The sequence below is a fragment of the Geminisphaera colitermitum TAV2 genome (assembly GCF_000171235.2).
Taxonomy (GTDB): Bacteria; Verrucomicrobiota; Verrucomicrobiia; order Opitutales; family Opitutaceae; genus Geminisphaera; species Geminisphaera colitermitum.
Genome location: NZ_ABEA03000186.1, coordinates 1 through 15,053 on the forward strand (window position 1 = coordinate 1; position 15,053 = coordinate 15,053).

A 15,053-nucleotide genomic window follows, 5' to 3' on the forward strand; every position below is an offset into this window, starting at 1 on the left:
TGTTGAGCAAAACGACGTTGTGCGCGGAGGGGCCGGCGAAGTAGTCGCGGAAGGGGCCGGGGGTGTAGGTGTAGCGTCCGTTGTCCACGAGGAAGTCGTTGCGGTCGATGGATAGGGAAAAGTGCAGGCGGTCGGCGTGGTCGTGGTCGGTGCCGCGGGGACCGGTGTCGAAGAAGGCCCAGAGGTGGAGAGGGGAGAGGCGGCTGCGGAAGATGGTTTGGCCGGCGTAGGGGAGGTGGGTGCTGTGGGTGGGGGGCAGGGTGTCAGGGGAATAGGCGCGGAGGAGGGTGGCAACGGCTTCGGTGTCGGAGTCGTTGTTGAGGGGATTGGTGCCGTCGGGTTTCATGACGGCAGCGAAGTATTCCCAGAGGCGGCGGACGCGGGGTTCCCAAGCGCGGGCGAGGTCGGTCTGGCCGGAGGTGCGCAGGAGGGTGAGGAGTTGTTGGTAGTTGAGGGCCACGACGCGTTGGTAGTGGGTGGAGAGTTCTTTGTGGGCACCGTCGGGGTAAACTTGTTCGTCGTAGGCGCGAGCGAGGCGGGTGAGGGCGTAATCGCGCCATTCGAGGGCGTCGGGGAGGTCGGGGAGGGTGAGGGAGAGTTCGGCGAGGGCGAGCATCTCGGTGATGAGGTGGTTGCCCGCAAAGGCGTGATGGTGGCGGAGGTGATTACCGTGGTCGTGGAGGCTTTGGAGAAAGCGTGCGCGGCGTTCGGGCGGGAAGGCGGCGGGGTCGTCGCGGAGTTGGCGCCAGGTGGGTATCCAGCTTTCCATGACGCGGCGGGCGGCTTCGAGGGGGCGCCAGGCGGCGGAGAAGCTGATGGCGCGGGGGGGGGGATGGGCGGCAATCCAGTCGTTGAGCGTGGCAAGGAGGTGGTCGCGGTAACGGGTGTCTCCGGTTTTTCGATACGCGTCGAGGAGGTTTTGGAAGATGGCGTGGCGGTTGAAGAACCAGGCCCATTCGGGGTCCTTGTTGGGTCCGCGCCAGTCCCAGTCGTAACCGCCGTTGGAGAGGCGGGGTTGGGTGGCGGTGATGCCTTGGAGGGTGTAGGTGTCGAGGAGGGCGGCGTCGGCAGGCGCGTTGTCGTTGGCGTTCGCGGAGGTCAGTGGCCAGAGGGTTGTGACCAGGAGGCAGAGGATGCGGGAGAGTTTCCGGCTGGCGTTACTCACGGGATATCCAGCGGGAGAGGGGGCGGGCGAGCAGGAGGACGAGCAGCGATAGGGCTAGGCCAAGGGTGGGGCGGAGGAGTTGTTGTTTCCAGTAGTAGGCGGCGTAGCTGGGGTTGAAGGTGTCGTAGCTTTGCGCGAGGTTGGCGAGGAGCGCCCAGAGGCTCAGGAGGAGGCCAGTAAGGGCAAGGAGTCGGAGGGCAAGGAGAGCGGGCGGGCGCATGAGTGCAGGGGGGGGGGGGGCTACCAGATAACTTTGACGCCAATTTCAGCGGCGGCCTTGGTCAGCGTGGCATCAACTGTAATTAGAGGGAGTTTCAACATATGAGCCGTCGCCAGAATGTGACGGTCATATGGATCTTTGTGCACAAAGGTGAACGCGTAAGAGGCAGCCAGTAAGGCGATGCGAGCTGACACCGGTATTACGACATGGCCGCGTGCAACGGTTTCCAACCATGTCTCGTGATTTTCGTTTACGGCTATGTTTCCCGCAACGAGGTGTCGCGCTAACTCGGATAGCGAAACATCCGAGATGACGAGTGCAGTGTGTCTTGCTCTTAGCAGTATGGGACCAGCCAATTCACCCAGTTTATCGGGTTCCGATATGTTCCAATGGATGGCGTGGGTATCCAGAACGTATTTCATTTGTCTGCCAATCCCCACTCATCCGCTGAATAGGCTGGTGCACTGGGGTCGTAATCAGCAGTGGTGGTTGCAGTTCCGATTCCCTGTCCTTGGATGGGTTTGCTCAAATCGAGTTTGAGTCGGTGAACGGGATGCTTGCGTTGTTGCAGCTTGGACTTCGCCCGAATGGGTTTTCGGAGTGTTGCAGTGCTCATATTCGTATGAGTGAGCAAGGTTTCGTCGGGCTGTCCAGCTTGCCAGGGCAACAGTTCCGGTGTGGAGCAAATTTTGAGGTCACGCGCCGCGGTCGATGAGGCCGTCTTTCATGTGGAAAACGTGGTCGCAACGGGCGGCAAGTTCAGGGTTGTGGCTGACCATCAGGAGCGCGTTGCCTCGGGTGTGCGTGAGTTCGGCCAGGAGGTCGAAGATTTTGCCCGCGTTGGTTTGGTCGAGGTTGCCTGTGGGTTCGTCGGCAAGGACGAGGACGGGGTCGTTGGCGAGGGAGCGGGCGATGGCGACGCGTTGTTGTTCGCCACCGGATAATTGGTTGCCGAGGCGGGCGGTTTTGTCGGCGAGACCTACGCGGGTGAGCAGGTCGGCGGCTTTGTCTCGCATGTCGCGTTCGCTGAGTTTGCCGAGCTTGCGCATGGGGAGCATGACGTTCTCCAGCGTGGTGAATTCTTTGAGCAAAAAGTGAAATTGAAACACGAAGCCCATGTGCGAATTGCGCAGGGCGGTGCGTTCGATGTCGGTCAGGCCGTGAGTGTCGCGGTCATCAATGGTGATTTTGCCTTGGTCGGGGAGATCAAGGAGGCCGAGGAGGTAAAGGAGCGTGGATTTGCCGGAACCGGAATGGCCGGCGATGGCGTAGGTGCGGCCGGGTTCGATTTGCAGGCTGACGCCGCGCAGGGCGTGAACGCTGGCAGCGCCTTCGCCCAGGGTGCGGTGGAGATTTTCGGCGGTGAGTATGGGCATCGTGGAATTTTTTCTTCAGTCGCCCGAGCCGCGGATGACGGTGCCGGGTTCGAGTCGGGCGGCGCGGCGGGCGGGGAAATAACTGGCAACAAGCACGACAACGGTGGCGATGAGGCCAGCCCAGAGGTAGTGCCAGACGTCCCAACTGACGACGAAGTGGTCGCTGGCAAAGATGCCTCGGATGCGGATCGGGATGCGGGAGAGTCCGTAGGTGCCAGCGGCGGCAGCAAGCCAGCCGAGCGCAATGCCGCAGGCGAGGACAATGCCGCCCTGCATCATGAAGATGCGCGTGATGTCCTGCCGCGTGTAACCCATGGAGCGCAGGATGGCGATTTCACGGGTTTTATCGATGACGATCATGACGAGCGTGTTGAACATGCCGAGGCCCGATATGAGAATGATCGTGGAGATGGTGAGCGCAGAGGAGATGCGCAGGACGCTGAAGACTTGGAGCCAGGTTTTTTCGCGTTCCTGCCAGGGCATGGTGTAATGCGAGATGATGTGGCCGATGCGTTGCGAGAGGAAGGGGGCGCGGGCGGGGTCGTCGAGGTTGACTTGGATGAAGGAGGCTCCGTCGGGGCGGGCCAGCAGGCTGCGCGAGGCTGTGAGGTGAATGAAGACGCGTTCGCGGTCCACTTGGTCGATGCCGGTTTCGTAAATGGCAGAGATGCGGAAGCGCATGCGGGTGTGCGCGCTTTCGAGGAGGATGGAGTCGCCGGTGTGGAGGTTGAGGCGTTGGGCAATGCGGGCTCCGAGGAGGAGTCCGTAGGGGTTCTCGGCAAAGGTTTGCATGCTGCCGTCAACGATTTGTCCTTCAATATCGGATACGCCGACGAAGGTGGTGAGGTCGATGCCGTAGGGTTTGCAGTCGTATTCGCGGAAGTTGGCTTTGAGGGTGGCGTTGCCGCGTATGACGGGCGAGGCACCGGTGACTTCAGGGATGCGTTGGAGGGCGTCGAGGAGGCGGTTGGGGTATTGGATGCCGGGGATGTATTTGACGCTGCCTTCGACGGTGACGGTGAAGGAGCTGTCAGGGTCGGCGTCGATGGTGCGCAGGGTGGATTGGAGGCGGTCTTCGATGCGCACCATGCCGTTTACGCCGAGAATGGTTTTGATGAAGTAGGCTTCGAATCCGGCGGTCTGGGCTTGCGTGAGAATAAAAAACGCAACGCCAAAGATGATGCCGGCAAGGCTCATGAGCATCGCGCGTTTGCGGGCGCCGAGGAAGCGGAGGGCTATGCTGAGGTTGGTGCTCAAGGTGTGTTTGTTTTAACCACTGATTCTTTAGGCGCTGTTTTTTTAAACCACTAATGAACACTAATGGGCACTAATGATGAGGGGATGAGGAGGGTCAGGGGGGGGGGGGGAATGGGCTGCCTGCCTTATTAGTGTCTATTAGTGTGCATTAGTGGTTAAAAAAAGACGGTTTGGGTTTCAGGGTTTGGTGTTCACGCGGTCGCCGTCTTTGAGGGTGTCGAAGCCGGAGGTGATGATTTGGTCGCCTTCAGAGAGGCCGTCGAGGATTTCGATTTGGTTGAGGCCGCGAAATCCGGTTTTCACGGGGACAAGGCGGGCGGTGCCGTTTTCGAGTCGGAAGGCGGTGCTGTTGAATACGGCTTGGCGGGGAACGACCAGGGCGTTGGCGCGACGGGAGCGGATGATGCTGGCTTCGCCTGTGAGGCCGGGGATGAGTTTGGCTGGGTCAAACTTGATCATGGCGAGAAAGAGGCGGTATTGCTGGGTCTCGGTGTCGGCGTTGGGGAGGACTTGTTCGACGGTGGCGGGATAGAGGGTGTCGCCATAGGTAAGGAGGCGGACGTAGGCTTCGAGGCCGGGTTTGATGCCGGAAAAGTCTTCTTCGTTGACGCGGGCTTCGACGATGAGTTCGTCGCTGAAGAGGCGAACGACGGCGCTGCGGTTGGAGACGAGTTCGCCGGGATAAACGTAGATGTCAGTGACGGTGCCGGTGGTGGTGGCGAGGAGTTTGGTTTTGGAGAGGTCGCGTTTGCGGAGTTCGAGTTGGGTTTCGAGTTCGCGGAGTTGTTGGTCGCGGTTGATTTGGTCTTTTTTCTGTTGTTCGACGAAGAGGTCGAGGTCGCGGCGGCGGCGGACGATTTCTTTTTCGGGATAGGTGCCTTCGCGGAATTGGCGTTCGTAGATTTCGAGGTCTTCTTTGCGGCGTTCGAGGGAGATTTGTTGGTCGAGGTTGAGGGCGTTCTGGGTTTTGGTGGTCTCGATTTGGTTGGCGAGGCGTTGGACTTCAATGGAGAGGAGGGTGGGGTCGATTTCGATGAGGAGTTCGCCTTCTTTGATGATTTTGCCGGGTTTGAGGTTGGAGTTGAGGACGAGTCCGGCGACTTCGGCGTTGATGGTGACGTTGAAGGCGGGGCGGATGTTGACGATGGCGGGGACGGCATCAACGGCGGTGTCGCGTTTGATGGTGGCAACAGTGACGGTGTGACGGCGTCCGAGCCAGAACCAGAGTCCGGCGCCAATCGCGGCAAGGAGGAGAAGAAGGAGAGGGAGGCGTTTCATGCGTGAAAATGGAGTGGCGTTGGAGAAATCGGGACGAATCGGGAGGAGGCGGGAGAACGTTTAACGTTTAACATTAAACACTGAACATTTAATAAATTGAGTGCGGTTATTCCATTTAATGTTAAATGTTAGACGTTAAGTGTTAAATGTTTTCCGTTCTTTTCAGCGGGTGACGGCAGGATCGGTCGGAGCGTTGCCGGTGGGGAGGGCGGTGGCGGTTAGGTCGAGGTAGTCGGCGAGGCCCATGAGGAGAGAGGTGCGGGCGCGGAGGATGTCGAGTTCGCGGTCGTAGATGTCTTGCTGGCGTTCGCGAAAGGCGGTGTCGGAGAGCTGACCTTCGGCGCGGTCGCGCTGGCTGCGCGCAAAGGCGTCGGTGGTGAGTTCGTAACGGCGTTGTTGGATGGCGAGGCGGCGGGCCTGAAAGCTGAGGTTGTTGAGAACGGAGTCGGATTGGGCGCGGAGTTCGGCTTCGTAGGTGTTGAGGGCGGTCTCGATGCGGCGACGGCGGAGGTTGGATTCGCGTTTGCGCTGGCTGGTCTCAAAGCCGTCAAAGATGTTCCAGTTGGCGCTGACGCCGAAGAAGAGGGTGAAGGTGTCCACGTTGTCTTGCTTGGAGGTGTTGGATTGTCCGTAGCCAGCGCTGGCGGTGAGGCTGATGAGGGGGCGTTGGTTGGCGGTGATGCGGACGAGTTCGGCTTTTTCGCGTTCGATGGTGTTGCGGCGTTTGAGGACTTCGCCGGTGTTGCCAATCCAGTCGTTGGTGGTGTCGCCGCGTTCGTAGGCGAGCCAGGCAAGGATGGTGTCGGTGGGGAGGGGGGGGGGAGGGTGTCCAGGGCAAGGGGGGATTGCCAGCCGATGTCGCGTTTGAAGCTGGCAAGGATGCGGTCTTGTTCGGCTTCGAGCGCATCGATGTTCATGAGGGCTTCGGTGAGATTGAGGGTGTGTTGTTCGGTGTCGACGGCGCTGCGGATGCCTGCGGCGTGGTCGGCGCGGATTTGGGCCGTGCGGTTTTCGAGGGTCTGGCGGCGGTGGCGGGCGTTGCGCAGGGAGACTTGGTTGACGAGGAGGGAGAGGTAGTCGGCGCGGATGGAGCGTTTGATGCGGCGGAGGGTGAGGGTGCGTTCGAGTTCCTCGTTGTTGTAGTCGAGGCGGGCCTGGCGGATGCGGGCTTCGATCGCGCCCCAGTAGTAAATGGGGCGGCGGATGGAGGCGTTGAAGGTGATGCCGAGGTTGTCGATGTCTTCGTTGCTGTCGTCGTTGTAGTAGGTTTTCCGATACCCGAAGTTGCCGTTGAAATCGAGCCGGGGGTAGTAGGCGGCCTTGGCCTGCTGGAGGCGGGCGGTGGATTCTTCCTGCTCGATTGCCTTGATGATGAGTTGGGGGGCGCGGTTTTGGGCTTGGTCGAGGATTCGGGCGAGTTCGGGAAACTTGGTTTCGGGGTAGGCAATGATGGTGTCGGCGGCAGGGGGGGGGGGGGGGGGAGGGGCAGCGGTGGAAATTGAGGCGGGGCTGGTGGCGAGGAGTAGCAGCAGGACAAGGGAACGGAGGCGGAAATTCATGGAGACGCGGGTCAGGTGGAAAATGCAACAAGCCAGTTAATTGTCCGCTTGTTGCCAAGAAGAAATGCCCGGCGCGTGCAGATGGGTGCGTAAGGGACTGAGGAGAGAGGGGGAGGAGGGAGGCATCAGTTGCGTATATATTGAATATCACAAGTAGTCATAATTGCATAATGCATGCTTTTGCCTAAAAACGACAATTGATACTGGGCAAACATTTAGCCAGCAAGTTGCAGTATGCTTTGTAGTTTTGCTTCAGTGCCTTGATCGTTCGCTCCTGCTTTTGCCAGTGTAGTGCTATTTCTCGCCCGCCCAATCAACCCTCCTCTCCCCGTAATACGATGAATGCGTTTGTTGTTTCTCCCTGCCGTTATCCGGCTTTTGCGCGCCGCCTGATTGGCGGCGCTCTGGCTTTGTTGAGCACCGGTTTTTCCGCCAGCCTCGGCCTCGCCGACGAAACAACGCCGTCGCTCACCATCAATCCCGGCGAAACCAAATACCTCGCCGACCTCAACGCCGCCGGTATCACCGACGCCAGCCAGATTCACTTTCTCGGCGCCCCCGCGATGCACGACACTTCGCCTGCCACCCTCGACCTGAGCAACCTGACCGACAACCTCGCGCTTCTCGGTTATCTCACCATCGGCGATTATCCGGGCGCCGGCGACATTCCCCCCTCCGTCAACACGAGCTGGACGCGGTCCTATGCCGGACACCTCGCCATCGCGGACGGGAAAACATTCCAGGCAAGGGCGCTCTTCATCGGCTCCGGCTCACGCTTTACCAGCACCGGCAGCGGTACGCTCAGGCTCGCCGATCTGCGTATCTTCGACGGTGCCATCGCCACGCTCACCAACCTGCAACTCACCGCTGCCACCCCCCCAATCACCAACTACGGCGGTGACCTCACGCTCCGTTACACCACGGACATGACAATCAGACCCATGTCCCTAGACTTTCCTCTCGTTAGCACGCCGAGTTCAGGGCCGCCTCCAGTCACCCCCTCCAAAACCACCATGGATGTGGATGCCAACGTGACCGTTATGCTTCCCTCGTATGGAGTGATTAACAGCGGCAGAGCCCAAGACCTCTTTGTCAAAACCGGCGCAGGCACCCTCGTTCTCAATGGCCCCTATGCGCCCTCCAACCGATTCAACGGAACCTATGTCATCGATAACGGCATCGTGCAAATCGCCGCGACAAACAACAACTCCAACACGCTCGGCACAGTGCTCTCGCGCCTCACTTTCCGCGGCGACGCCACCGCGCCCGACTCCGCCGCCCCGCGCATCGCCATCAAAGACAGCGACGTCACCTTCAGCGGCACCAGCAGCAGCCAGACCCAGCGCCTCGTCATCGGCACCTACGACACGGCAAGCTCCACCTGGACGGAAACCGCGTCCGGCGGTTTCACCATCGCCGAAGGCAAAACTCTCACCATCGACAACGCCACCTATGGAGCCACGCCCGACGCAGGCGGGGCCGTGCAAGTCGGCGAAGGCTCGCGCTTCGTCGCCGACGGCGGCGGCACCTTCGTCCTCTCCAACAACCGCGCCCAAAACGGCGGCGCGCTCCACGCCGGACGCGATTCCAACGTCACCCTCACCAACGCCATTTTTACCAACAACACCGCCGCCATCAGCGGCGGCGCGATCTACAACGACCGCGCCAACCTCACCCTCAACTACACGCAAGACGCCGTCATCACCGGCAACCAAAGCAATGAGGACGGCATGATAACGAGCCTGAGCACCGGCTTCATCTCCATGCGCGGCGGCACCGGCGACCTCACAGGCGTCCCTACGCCCATCGAAGGAGGCCCCGCCATCACCACCCTCAACGTTGCCCAAAACAAAACCGTTACTATCGGCAGCGCGGCCACTCCCACCAAGGACGGCATCTCCGGTATCAACCAGACCATCTTCAACAAAGACGGTGCAGGCACCCTCAACCTCTTCTCAAAACTCCAAGTCCGCACCATCAACATCAACGCAGGCACCCTCCTCCTCAACGGCAACACCGTCATGCCCGGCACCAGCAATGCAGGCGGCGCATTGAACATCGCCTCCGGCGCGACCCTCGGCGGGCACGGAACAATTGGTGGCCAAAGCGCCAATTTCCCCATCGTGGCGCAAAACGGTGCGCGCATCCAGATCGGACACACCGGCGACACCTCTGCCGCCACGCTGGACATCTCCTTTCTCTATCTCGGCAACGGCGGCGTCACCCTCGCCTACGACCTCTTTGCCAACAACACCGCCGACCTCCTCAAAAGCAACATCCGGCTGACCAGTGTCCCCGTCCCCGGCTCCGGCCCCGCCACCCCTGCGCCCGCCGACAACCCCAACATCATCGAAATCAACAACGCCTCCGGCGTCGGCACCTACCAGATCGTCCGAGGCACGATTCGTGGCCTCGCCACATCCGCCGACATCAACAATTATTTCACCCTCTCCGACCTCGCCGCCGGCGGACGCATCACCGGCACCTTCAGCCACACCAGCATCGGTCCCGACACCACCTTCCGCAACGACCTCCACGTCACCCTGTCCGTGGCCAACTCCCCTGCGCTGATCTGGACGGGCGCGACCGACGCCACCTGGGCCGCCGACGCAAAAACCAACTGGCGCATCCCCGCCACCGATGCGCTCCCCGCTGCGCAACGCTTCATCAACGGCGACCGCGTCCAACTCGACAGCACCGACACTGCGGGCAACCGCGACATCACCATCGCCGCCGAAGGCGTCACCGCCTCTGAACTCATCGTGTCAGGCTCCGGCAACTACACACTTACTGGCGGACCGCTCAAAATCACGAACGACACCGCCACCTTCGCCGCCGGAACCATCTCCGCCGACGCCACCGGCAAACTCATTAAAACCGGCACCGGCACCCTCACGCTCGCCAACCTCGCCATCGACGGCACAGACAGCAATAATTTTGCCAATGGCACCGACCTTCGTGGCGGCACCCTCGCCATCATGGCCCCCGCACACCTCGGCAGTTTCTTGAATAAACTCAGCTTCCAAGGCGACGTCGCCACCGATGCCGCCGCTCCCACTCGCCTCGCCATCCTCAACCCGACGAATCTCCCGCGCACCATCGAGTTTGCCTGCCCTGATGCGGGCGACGTTGGCGGAATCTATCAACGATTGGTCATCGGCGATGCCGATCACGCCTACGCCGGCGGCATCACGCTCGCCGAAAAGACGGCCCTCCGCATCCGGGGCAATCGCATCACCGGGGACAACGGAGACATTGACGGAGCCGCGCTCCACGTCGCCACCGGTTCAAAATTTACCGTTGAAGGCGGCGACAACTTTCATCTCGCAAGCAACCGGACACGCTATGGCAAAGGCGGTGCCATTTACGCCGGACGCGGCGCCAGACTCGATTTGGCCAATGCCAGGTTTACCACCAACAGCGCTGCGCAAGGCGGAGCCATCTACAACGATGCTGCCGACATCACGCTCCGCTACGATATCACCAACCCCAATCTCATTAACCTTCTTGCCGCCGAAAACAACCGCACCTTCCCCACCACGGAACCTGCCAGCGGCGGTTTTCTTTACATGAACGGCAGCGCCAGCAACGGCATGGCCAAAACCACGTTCAACATCGCAACGGGCAACACCGTTCGCATCGGTGTCGCCGCTTCGGACGGCAATCCGACACCCGATGACAGCATTGCCAGCACATCCGAAACCGGAGCGCACGCCTATAACACACTCGTCAAAAAAGGCGCGGGCACGCTCGTTATCAACAGCGACTCCTCCGCTTATCACGGCCACACCTCGCACGAAGCTGGCGAACTCGTCATCAACGGCATCCTTGGTTCCTCGCTGCACACCCTCGACATCGCTTCCGGCGCGACCCTCAAAGGTGTAGGACGTATCAACGGCAGCATTACACTCAACGCCGGAGCGACCATCGCCCCCGGCAACAGCCCCGGCACGCTCACTTTCGAAAACCTCGTGCTCGAAGGTGGCTCGATCCTCCAATTCGAAGTGGGCGACAAAATCGTCATCACCGGTGATCTCACGTTTACCGACATCAACGCGGGCAACCAAGTCGTCCTCGACCTCTCAGGTTACAACCTCGCCACCCCATACACCTCGCTCGACCTGCTGACCATTGCTGGTGATGTGGGCATCATCGGTTCCACCTTGGATGTCAGCAATGCCTTCCGCGTAATCGGACTGGCTGACGGATTGACTGCTACCTTCGACCTGATCGCCGATCAAACCAACATCCTGCATCTCACCCTTGCCACCACGTCCGTCCCCGAACCAGTGACAACGGCACTCTTCCTCGCTGGCATGTCAATCGGCGCGGCCTTCGCCCTGCGTCGCAAGCAGAAGAAGTAGCGAGTAGCGGGTAGTGAGTAGTGAGTATCCAAAATCTCGATTCACTGGCCAACACTTCGCCCCCTGCCACTTCTTCCGACTACTCGCTACTCACTACTCGCTACCCGCTACTTCCCTACAAAGAGGACGCGAGGCGGCGGCGGGTGGCCTCGTCAACGGGTTTGCAGGAACGGTAACCTTCGCCGTGTTCAGGAAGCGCGGCAAGAAAGGCGTCGCGCGCGGCGGGACTTTGAAAATCGAGTCCGATGAGGGCGCGGCCAATGCGTTCGCCAGTTTGACGGTAGTTGAAATAACAGATGTCGGCGTGTTCACGCACGAGGTTGACGAGAAAGGCGCGCAGGGAACCGGGACGTTCGTAAAAATCGAGTCGCAGAAAAATGGGGCAGCTCAACAAGTCGCCGCGCAAAGGAATGGCGCGGAAGGCAACGTCAACGGCGCCAGTGAGGTCTTCCCACGTGTAACCGGCGGCCTCAAGGCGGGCGGGAATCGCAGCGAGTTGCGCGGACATTGACTGCGTTGACGGTAAAAATCGGCCAGGCTTCGGTGGGGTGTTGTTTGCCGTATTGGAATTCGGCGACGTTGAGGCCGGCAAATGCGTCGTCGAGGAGGCGGAGCATGGAGCCGGGTTTTTCGGGGATGCGGATGCGCAGGGTACGGGTGGCGGTGCTGGCAGAGCCGGCGGTCTGGGCGATGTGGCCGAGTTGCTGGAAGTCGATGTTGGAGCCGGAAACGATGATGAGAACGCGCCGGCCGGCGAGGGCGGCGCGGTTTTTGAGGACGGCGGCGAGGCCGAGGGCGCCGGAGGGTTCGGAGATACAGCGTATTGTCTCCCACAATACACGGATGGCGGCGCTGACTTCGGCGTTGGTCACGGTTTCGACGCGGTCGAGGGTGTCCTTGCAGATGAGGTAGGGGAGTTCGTCGGCTTTGCGCACGGCGGTGCCGTCGCAAAAGATGTCCACTTCGTCGAGGGCCACGGGGTGCCCGGCGGCAAGGGCGGCGCGCATGGAGGCCTGGCCGATGGCTTCAACGCCGATGGCGGCCATGTGGGGCCAATAGAGTTTGAGCCAGTTGGAGACGGCCGCCGCGAGGCCGCCGCCGCCGATCTGGAGATAAACGGCGTCGAAGGGGCCGTGGCCGGAGAGGACGATTTCGTCGGCAAGGGTGCCTTGGCCGGCCATGACTTGGAGGTCGTCGTAGGCGTGCACGTAAACGGCGCGGGTGGTGCGTTCGTCTTCGCGGGCGGCGGTGACGGCTTCGTCGTAGCTGTCGCCGGAGAGGATGATGCGCACGTGGTCGCCGCCGTGGTGAAGGACGGCGTTTTGTTTCACGCGCGGGGTGGAGCGGGGCATGTAGATGCGGGCGTGAATGCCGAGGGTGCGGGCGGCGAGGGCGACGCCTTGGGCGTGGTTGCCGGCGGAGGCGGTGACGACGCCGCGCGCGGCTTCTTCGGGCGTGAGCACCGCCATGCGGTTGCAGGCACCGCGCCATTTGTAGGCTTTGACGGGGGAGAGGTCTTCGCGTTTGACCCAGATTTCGGGGCCGGGTTCGGAGCCGGGGAGCGTGAGTTTTTCGAGCGGTGTGGGTTGTCCGAAGCGGTAAACGCGAGCGCGGGCGAAGAGGATTTCTTGGCGTAGCTGGCGGTCGAGCGGCAGGTGCTGGCGCGGCATAAGGGGGGGATGAAATGGAGCCGTGCGGCGGGGGGCAAGCTTGCGGGTCGCGTGGGGGGGGGGGGAGGGGAGTAAGGGAAGGGCGACGCGATGAATCGCGCCGTCCAAAGCGGCGATGAATCGCCGCACTCCATAGGGGGCTGTGACCTTGCATCGGGTGTGAGGGGGGGGCAGGTTGACTGGTCATGAGAGCGCTAAAGCGTCGGATTATTGGCTATGGGCTGTGCTGTGTATTGGGTTATCTGGGCTACTGTTTGTTGCTGGCGGGGACGCGCGATGAGTTGTTGTTCCCCGTGCATGGTCGTGAACGTGCGGCGGGCCGTTCGGCTCCAGATGGGATGGAAACGTGGTGGTTGAGCATTCCTGCGGTTGATGCCGGAATGGATGCCAAAACATCGGGGCGGGTAGAGGCGTGGTGGTGTCCGGCCAAGGGAGCTTCAGCGGAGGCTCCGGCTCCGGCGGTGATCTACTTTCACGGCAACGGCGAGTTGATCGACGATGGAGCGCATCTGGCGTCGATCTGGAATGGTTTTGGGGTGTCCGTGCTGATGGTCGAATACCGGGGTTACGGGCGTTCGGATGGCAACCCGTCGGCGGACAATGTGATTGAGGATTCGTTGCGCTGGTATAACCGGGTGGCGGCGCGTCCGGAGGTGCGGGCGGGAGCGATTCTGGCGCATGGGTATTCGCTGGGCGGGGCGTTTGCCGCGCAGTTGGCCGCGCGTCGTCCGGTGGCGGGGGTGGTGTTGGAGAGCACGTTTGCGAGCGTGCCGCGGATGGCACGCGCTTACGGTGTGTGGGTTTATTTTCCGAGCGAGGCGTTGGACGGGGTCCGGGTGTTGCGCGAGTTGCCGTCGCAGGTGCCGGTCTTGATTACACATGGTATACTCGACCGCGTGGTGCCGGTGGCGGAGGGCCGGGTTCTCGCGGCGGCGCGCAAGGCGGCGGGATCGGTGATGTATCACGAGGACAACTACCCGCACGGGCCGGGCGCGCAGGATGAGCCGGGGCATGGGTTGCTGCGGCGCTTGCTGGCAGAGGCGATGGGGACGGGGGAGGGGGGGGCGTCCTCCGCTTTCTGAAGCGGGCGGAGCGGGCGTTCCGCGTAACGTCAGTTCCTTATTTTCCCTGCCCGGGGAGAACAAAACGGATTGCCGGCGTCTCACCTGCGGTCGCATCCGCTCCGGATGGCGGGGGAGCGTCGGCGGGCGTGAGCGCAACGGGACGGGGGATGGGCGTGTACTGAGCGCGGAAGGGGGGCGTGTCGGAGGGGAGGGCGGCGAAGCCTTTTTCAATGAGCGAAGCGACAAGGACGTCGCGTTGTTTGCGTTCGGGCACGCCGAGCGTGACGACGATGATGCGGCGGTCGTTGCGCTGCACGGTGGCGGCCAGGGAAAAGCCGGCCTTGGCGTAGTAACCGGTCTTGAGTCCGTCGCAGCCATTGACCCGCCAGAGGAGGTGGTTGTGGTTTTTCATCGCCTGGACTTTGGGGCCGGGGCGGAAGTCGCGGGTCTTGGTCGAGGTGTAGCGAAGGATGTCGGTGTTGAGCAGGAGGTGGCGGCTGAGCAGGGCGATGTCGCGCGGGGAGGCTAGGTCGGGCTCCTGTCCGAGGCTGGTGTTGGGGGGCAGTCCGTGAGGTGTGCGCCAGGTGGTGTGCGTCATGCCGAGTTGATGGGCGCGGGTGTTCATGAGTTCGACAAACGCTTCGCGGGAGCCGGCGGCGGCTTCGGCGAGGGCAATGGCGGCGTCGTTGGCCGATTGCACCATGAGGGCGTAGAGGAGGTCATCGACGGTAAAACGTTCCTGGGTTTCGAGGTAAACTTGGGAGCCGCCCATGCGCTGGGCTTCGAGGCTGATGGTAACAGGGGTGTCGAAGGAGAGCTGGCGGGCGGTGATCTTGTCGTGCACGACAAGGAAGGTCATGAGTTTGGTGACGCTGGCCGGGGGATTGGGGGCGTCGGAATTTTCTTCGAGGAGGACGCGGCCGGTGGCGGCATCGGTAACGATATAGCCGCGATGTGCGCCCGTCGTGGCGGGGGGGGGGACAGCGGCAGGTTTGGCCGCGTGGGCGGGAGAGGCGAGGCTGGCGGCAAGAAGGCCAAGGACAAACGGAAGAATGATGCGCATGTGGTGCTCTAAAAGTCAGAGGTCAGGGTTTCGACTC

General features: G+C 61.7%; 13 protein-coding genes. 2 read left to right on the plus strand and 11 right to left on the minus strand.

All coding sequences use genetic code 11. The features are described 5' to 3' along the window. The 8 genes from OBACDRAFT_RS21130 to OBACDRAFT_RS31355 form a co-directional block, all read right to left on the minus strand. A partial coding sequence (locus tag OBACDRAFT_RS21130) for a heparinase II/III family protein (RefSeq protein ID WP_232767513.1) occupies positions 1 to 1,165 on the minus strand: 1,165 nt, incomplete at its 3' end. Further along, positions 1,158 to 1,385 (minus strand): hypothetical protein, encoded by a 228-nt coding sequence (locus OBACDRAFT_RS21135; protein ID WP_043588901.1) that lies wholly within the window; start codon positions 1,383 to 1,385, stop codon positions 1,158 to 1,160. The genes OBACDRAFT_RS21130 and OBACDRAFT_RS21135, both read right to left, overlap by 8 nt. Positions 1,386 to 1,405: 20 nt before the next feature. Beyond that, positions 1,406 to 1,807, minus strand: coding sequence for a type II toxin-antitoxin system VapC family toxin (locus OBACDRAFT_RS21140; RefSeq protein ID WP_052362338.1), 402 nt, complete (start codon positions 1,805 to 1,807; stop codon positions 1,406 to 1,408). Further along, positions 1,804 to 2,001 carry a hypothetical protein gene (locus OBACDRAFT_RS28690; protein WP_157837233.1) on the minus strand — a complete coding sequence of 66 codons (198 nt, stop codon included), beginning with the start codon at positions 1,999 to 2,001 and terminating at the stop codon, positions 1,804 to 1,806. The genes OBACDRAFT_RS21140 and OBACDRAFT_RS28690 overlap by 4 nt, the downstream gene beginning before the upstream one ends. Before the next feature lie 79 nt (positions 2,002 to 2,080). Further along, positions 2,081 to 2,761: an ABC transporter ATP-binding protein gene (locus OBACDRAFT_RS21145; protein ID WP_043588902.1), complete on the minus strand. Its 681-nt coding sequence runs from the start codon at positions 2,759 to 2,761 to the stop codon at positions 2,081 to 2,083. A gap of 15 nt (positions 2,762 to 2,776) precedes the next feature. Continuing rightward, positions 2,777 to 4,018: an ABC transporter permease gene (locus tag OBACDRAFT_RS21150; protein WP_043588903.1), complete on the minus strand. Its 1,242-nt coding sequence runs from the start codon at positions 4,016 to 4,018 to the stop codon at positions 2,777 to 2,779. A gap of 177 nt (positions 4,019 to 4,195) precedes the next feature. Continuing rightward, complete coding sequence (locus OBACDRAFT_RS21155; protein WP_043588904.1) at positions 4,196 to 5,296, minus strand: efflux RND transporter periplasmic adaptor subunit; 1,101 nt, start codon at positions 5,294 to 5,296, stop codon at positions 4,196 to 4,198. A gap of 218 nt (positions 5,297 to 5,514) precedes the next feature. After that, a complete protein-coding gene (locus tag OBACDRAFT_RS31355) occupies positions 5,515 to 6,855 on the minus strand; it encodes a TolC family protein (RefSeq protein ID WP_486606338.1) in 1,341 nt (446 codons plus the stop codon). Positions 6,856 to 7,193: 338 nt separating this feature from the next. On the opposite strand from OBACDRAFT_RS31355, the gene OBACDRAFT_RS21175 reads away from it, so the two are divergent. Beyond that, a complete protein-coding gene (locus OBACDRAFT_RS21175; protein WP_052362341.1) occupies positions 7,194 to 11,219 on the plus strand; it encodes a beta strand repeat-containing protein in 4,026 nt (1,341 codons plus the stop codon). Between the two features lie 115 nt (positions 11,220 to 11,334). On the opposite strand, the gene OBACDRAFT_RS30245 is transcribed toward OBACDRAFT_RS21175, so the two are convergent. Together OBACDRAFT_RS30245 and OBACDRAFT_RS21185 are read right to left on the minus strand one after the other, a co-directional pair. Then, positions 11,335 to 11,727 (minus strand): ACT domain-containing protein, encoded by a 393-nt coding sequence (locus OBACDRAFT_RS30245; protein ID WP_043588908.1) that lies wholly within the window; start codon positions 11,725 to 11,727, stop codon positions 11,335 to 11,337. Next, the gene (locus OBACDRAFT_RS21185) at positions 11,690 to 12,889 is read right to left on the minus strand and encodes a pyridoxal-phosphate dependent enzyme (protein WP_232767515.1); all 1,200 of its coding nucleotides are present in this window, start codon (positions 12,887 to 12,889) and stop codon (positions 11,690 to 11,692) included. The genes OBACDRAFT_RS30245 and OBACDRAFT_RS21185 overlap by 38 nt, the downstream gene beginning before the upstream one ends. A gap of 185 nt (positions 12,890 to 13,074) precedes the next feature. Between OBACDRAFT_RS21185 and OBACDRAFT_RS21190 the strand changes: the two genes are divergently transcribed. Then, positions 13,075 to 13,971, plus strand: coding sequence for an alpha/beta hydrolase (locus OBACDRAFT_RS21190; RefSeq protein WP_052362342.1), 897 nt, complete (start codon positions 13,075 to 13,077; stop codon positions 13,969 to 13,971). Positions 13,972 to 14,008: 37 nt separating this feature from the next. Here the strand turns inward: OBACDRAFT_RS21190 and OBACDRAFT_RS21195 are convergent, their stop codons facing one another. After that, complete coding sequence (locus tag OBACDRAFT_RS21195; RefSeq protein ID WP_081722247.1) at positions 14,009 to 15,016, minus strand: D-alanyl-D-alanine carboxypeptidase family protein; 1,008 nt, start codon at positions 15,014 to 15,016, stop codon at positions 14,009 to 14,011. Positions 15,017 to 15,053: the final 37 nt, after the last annotated feature.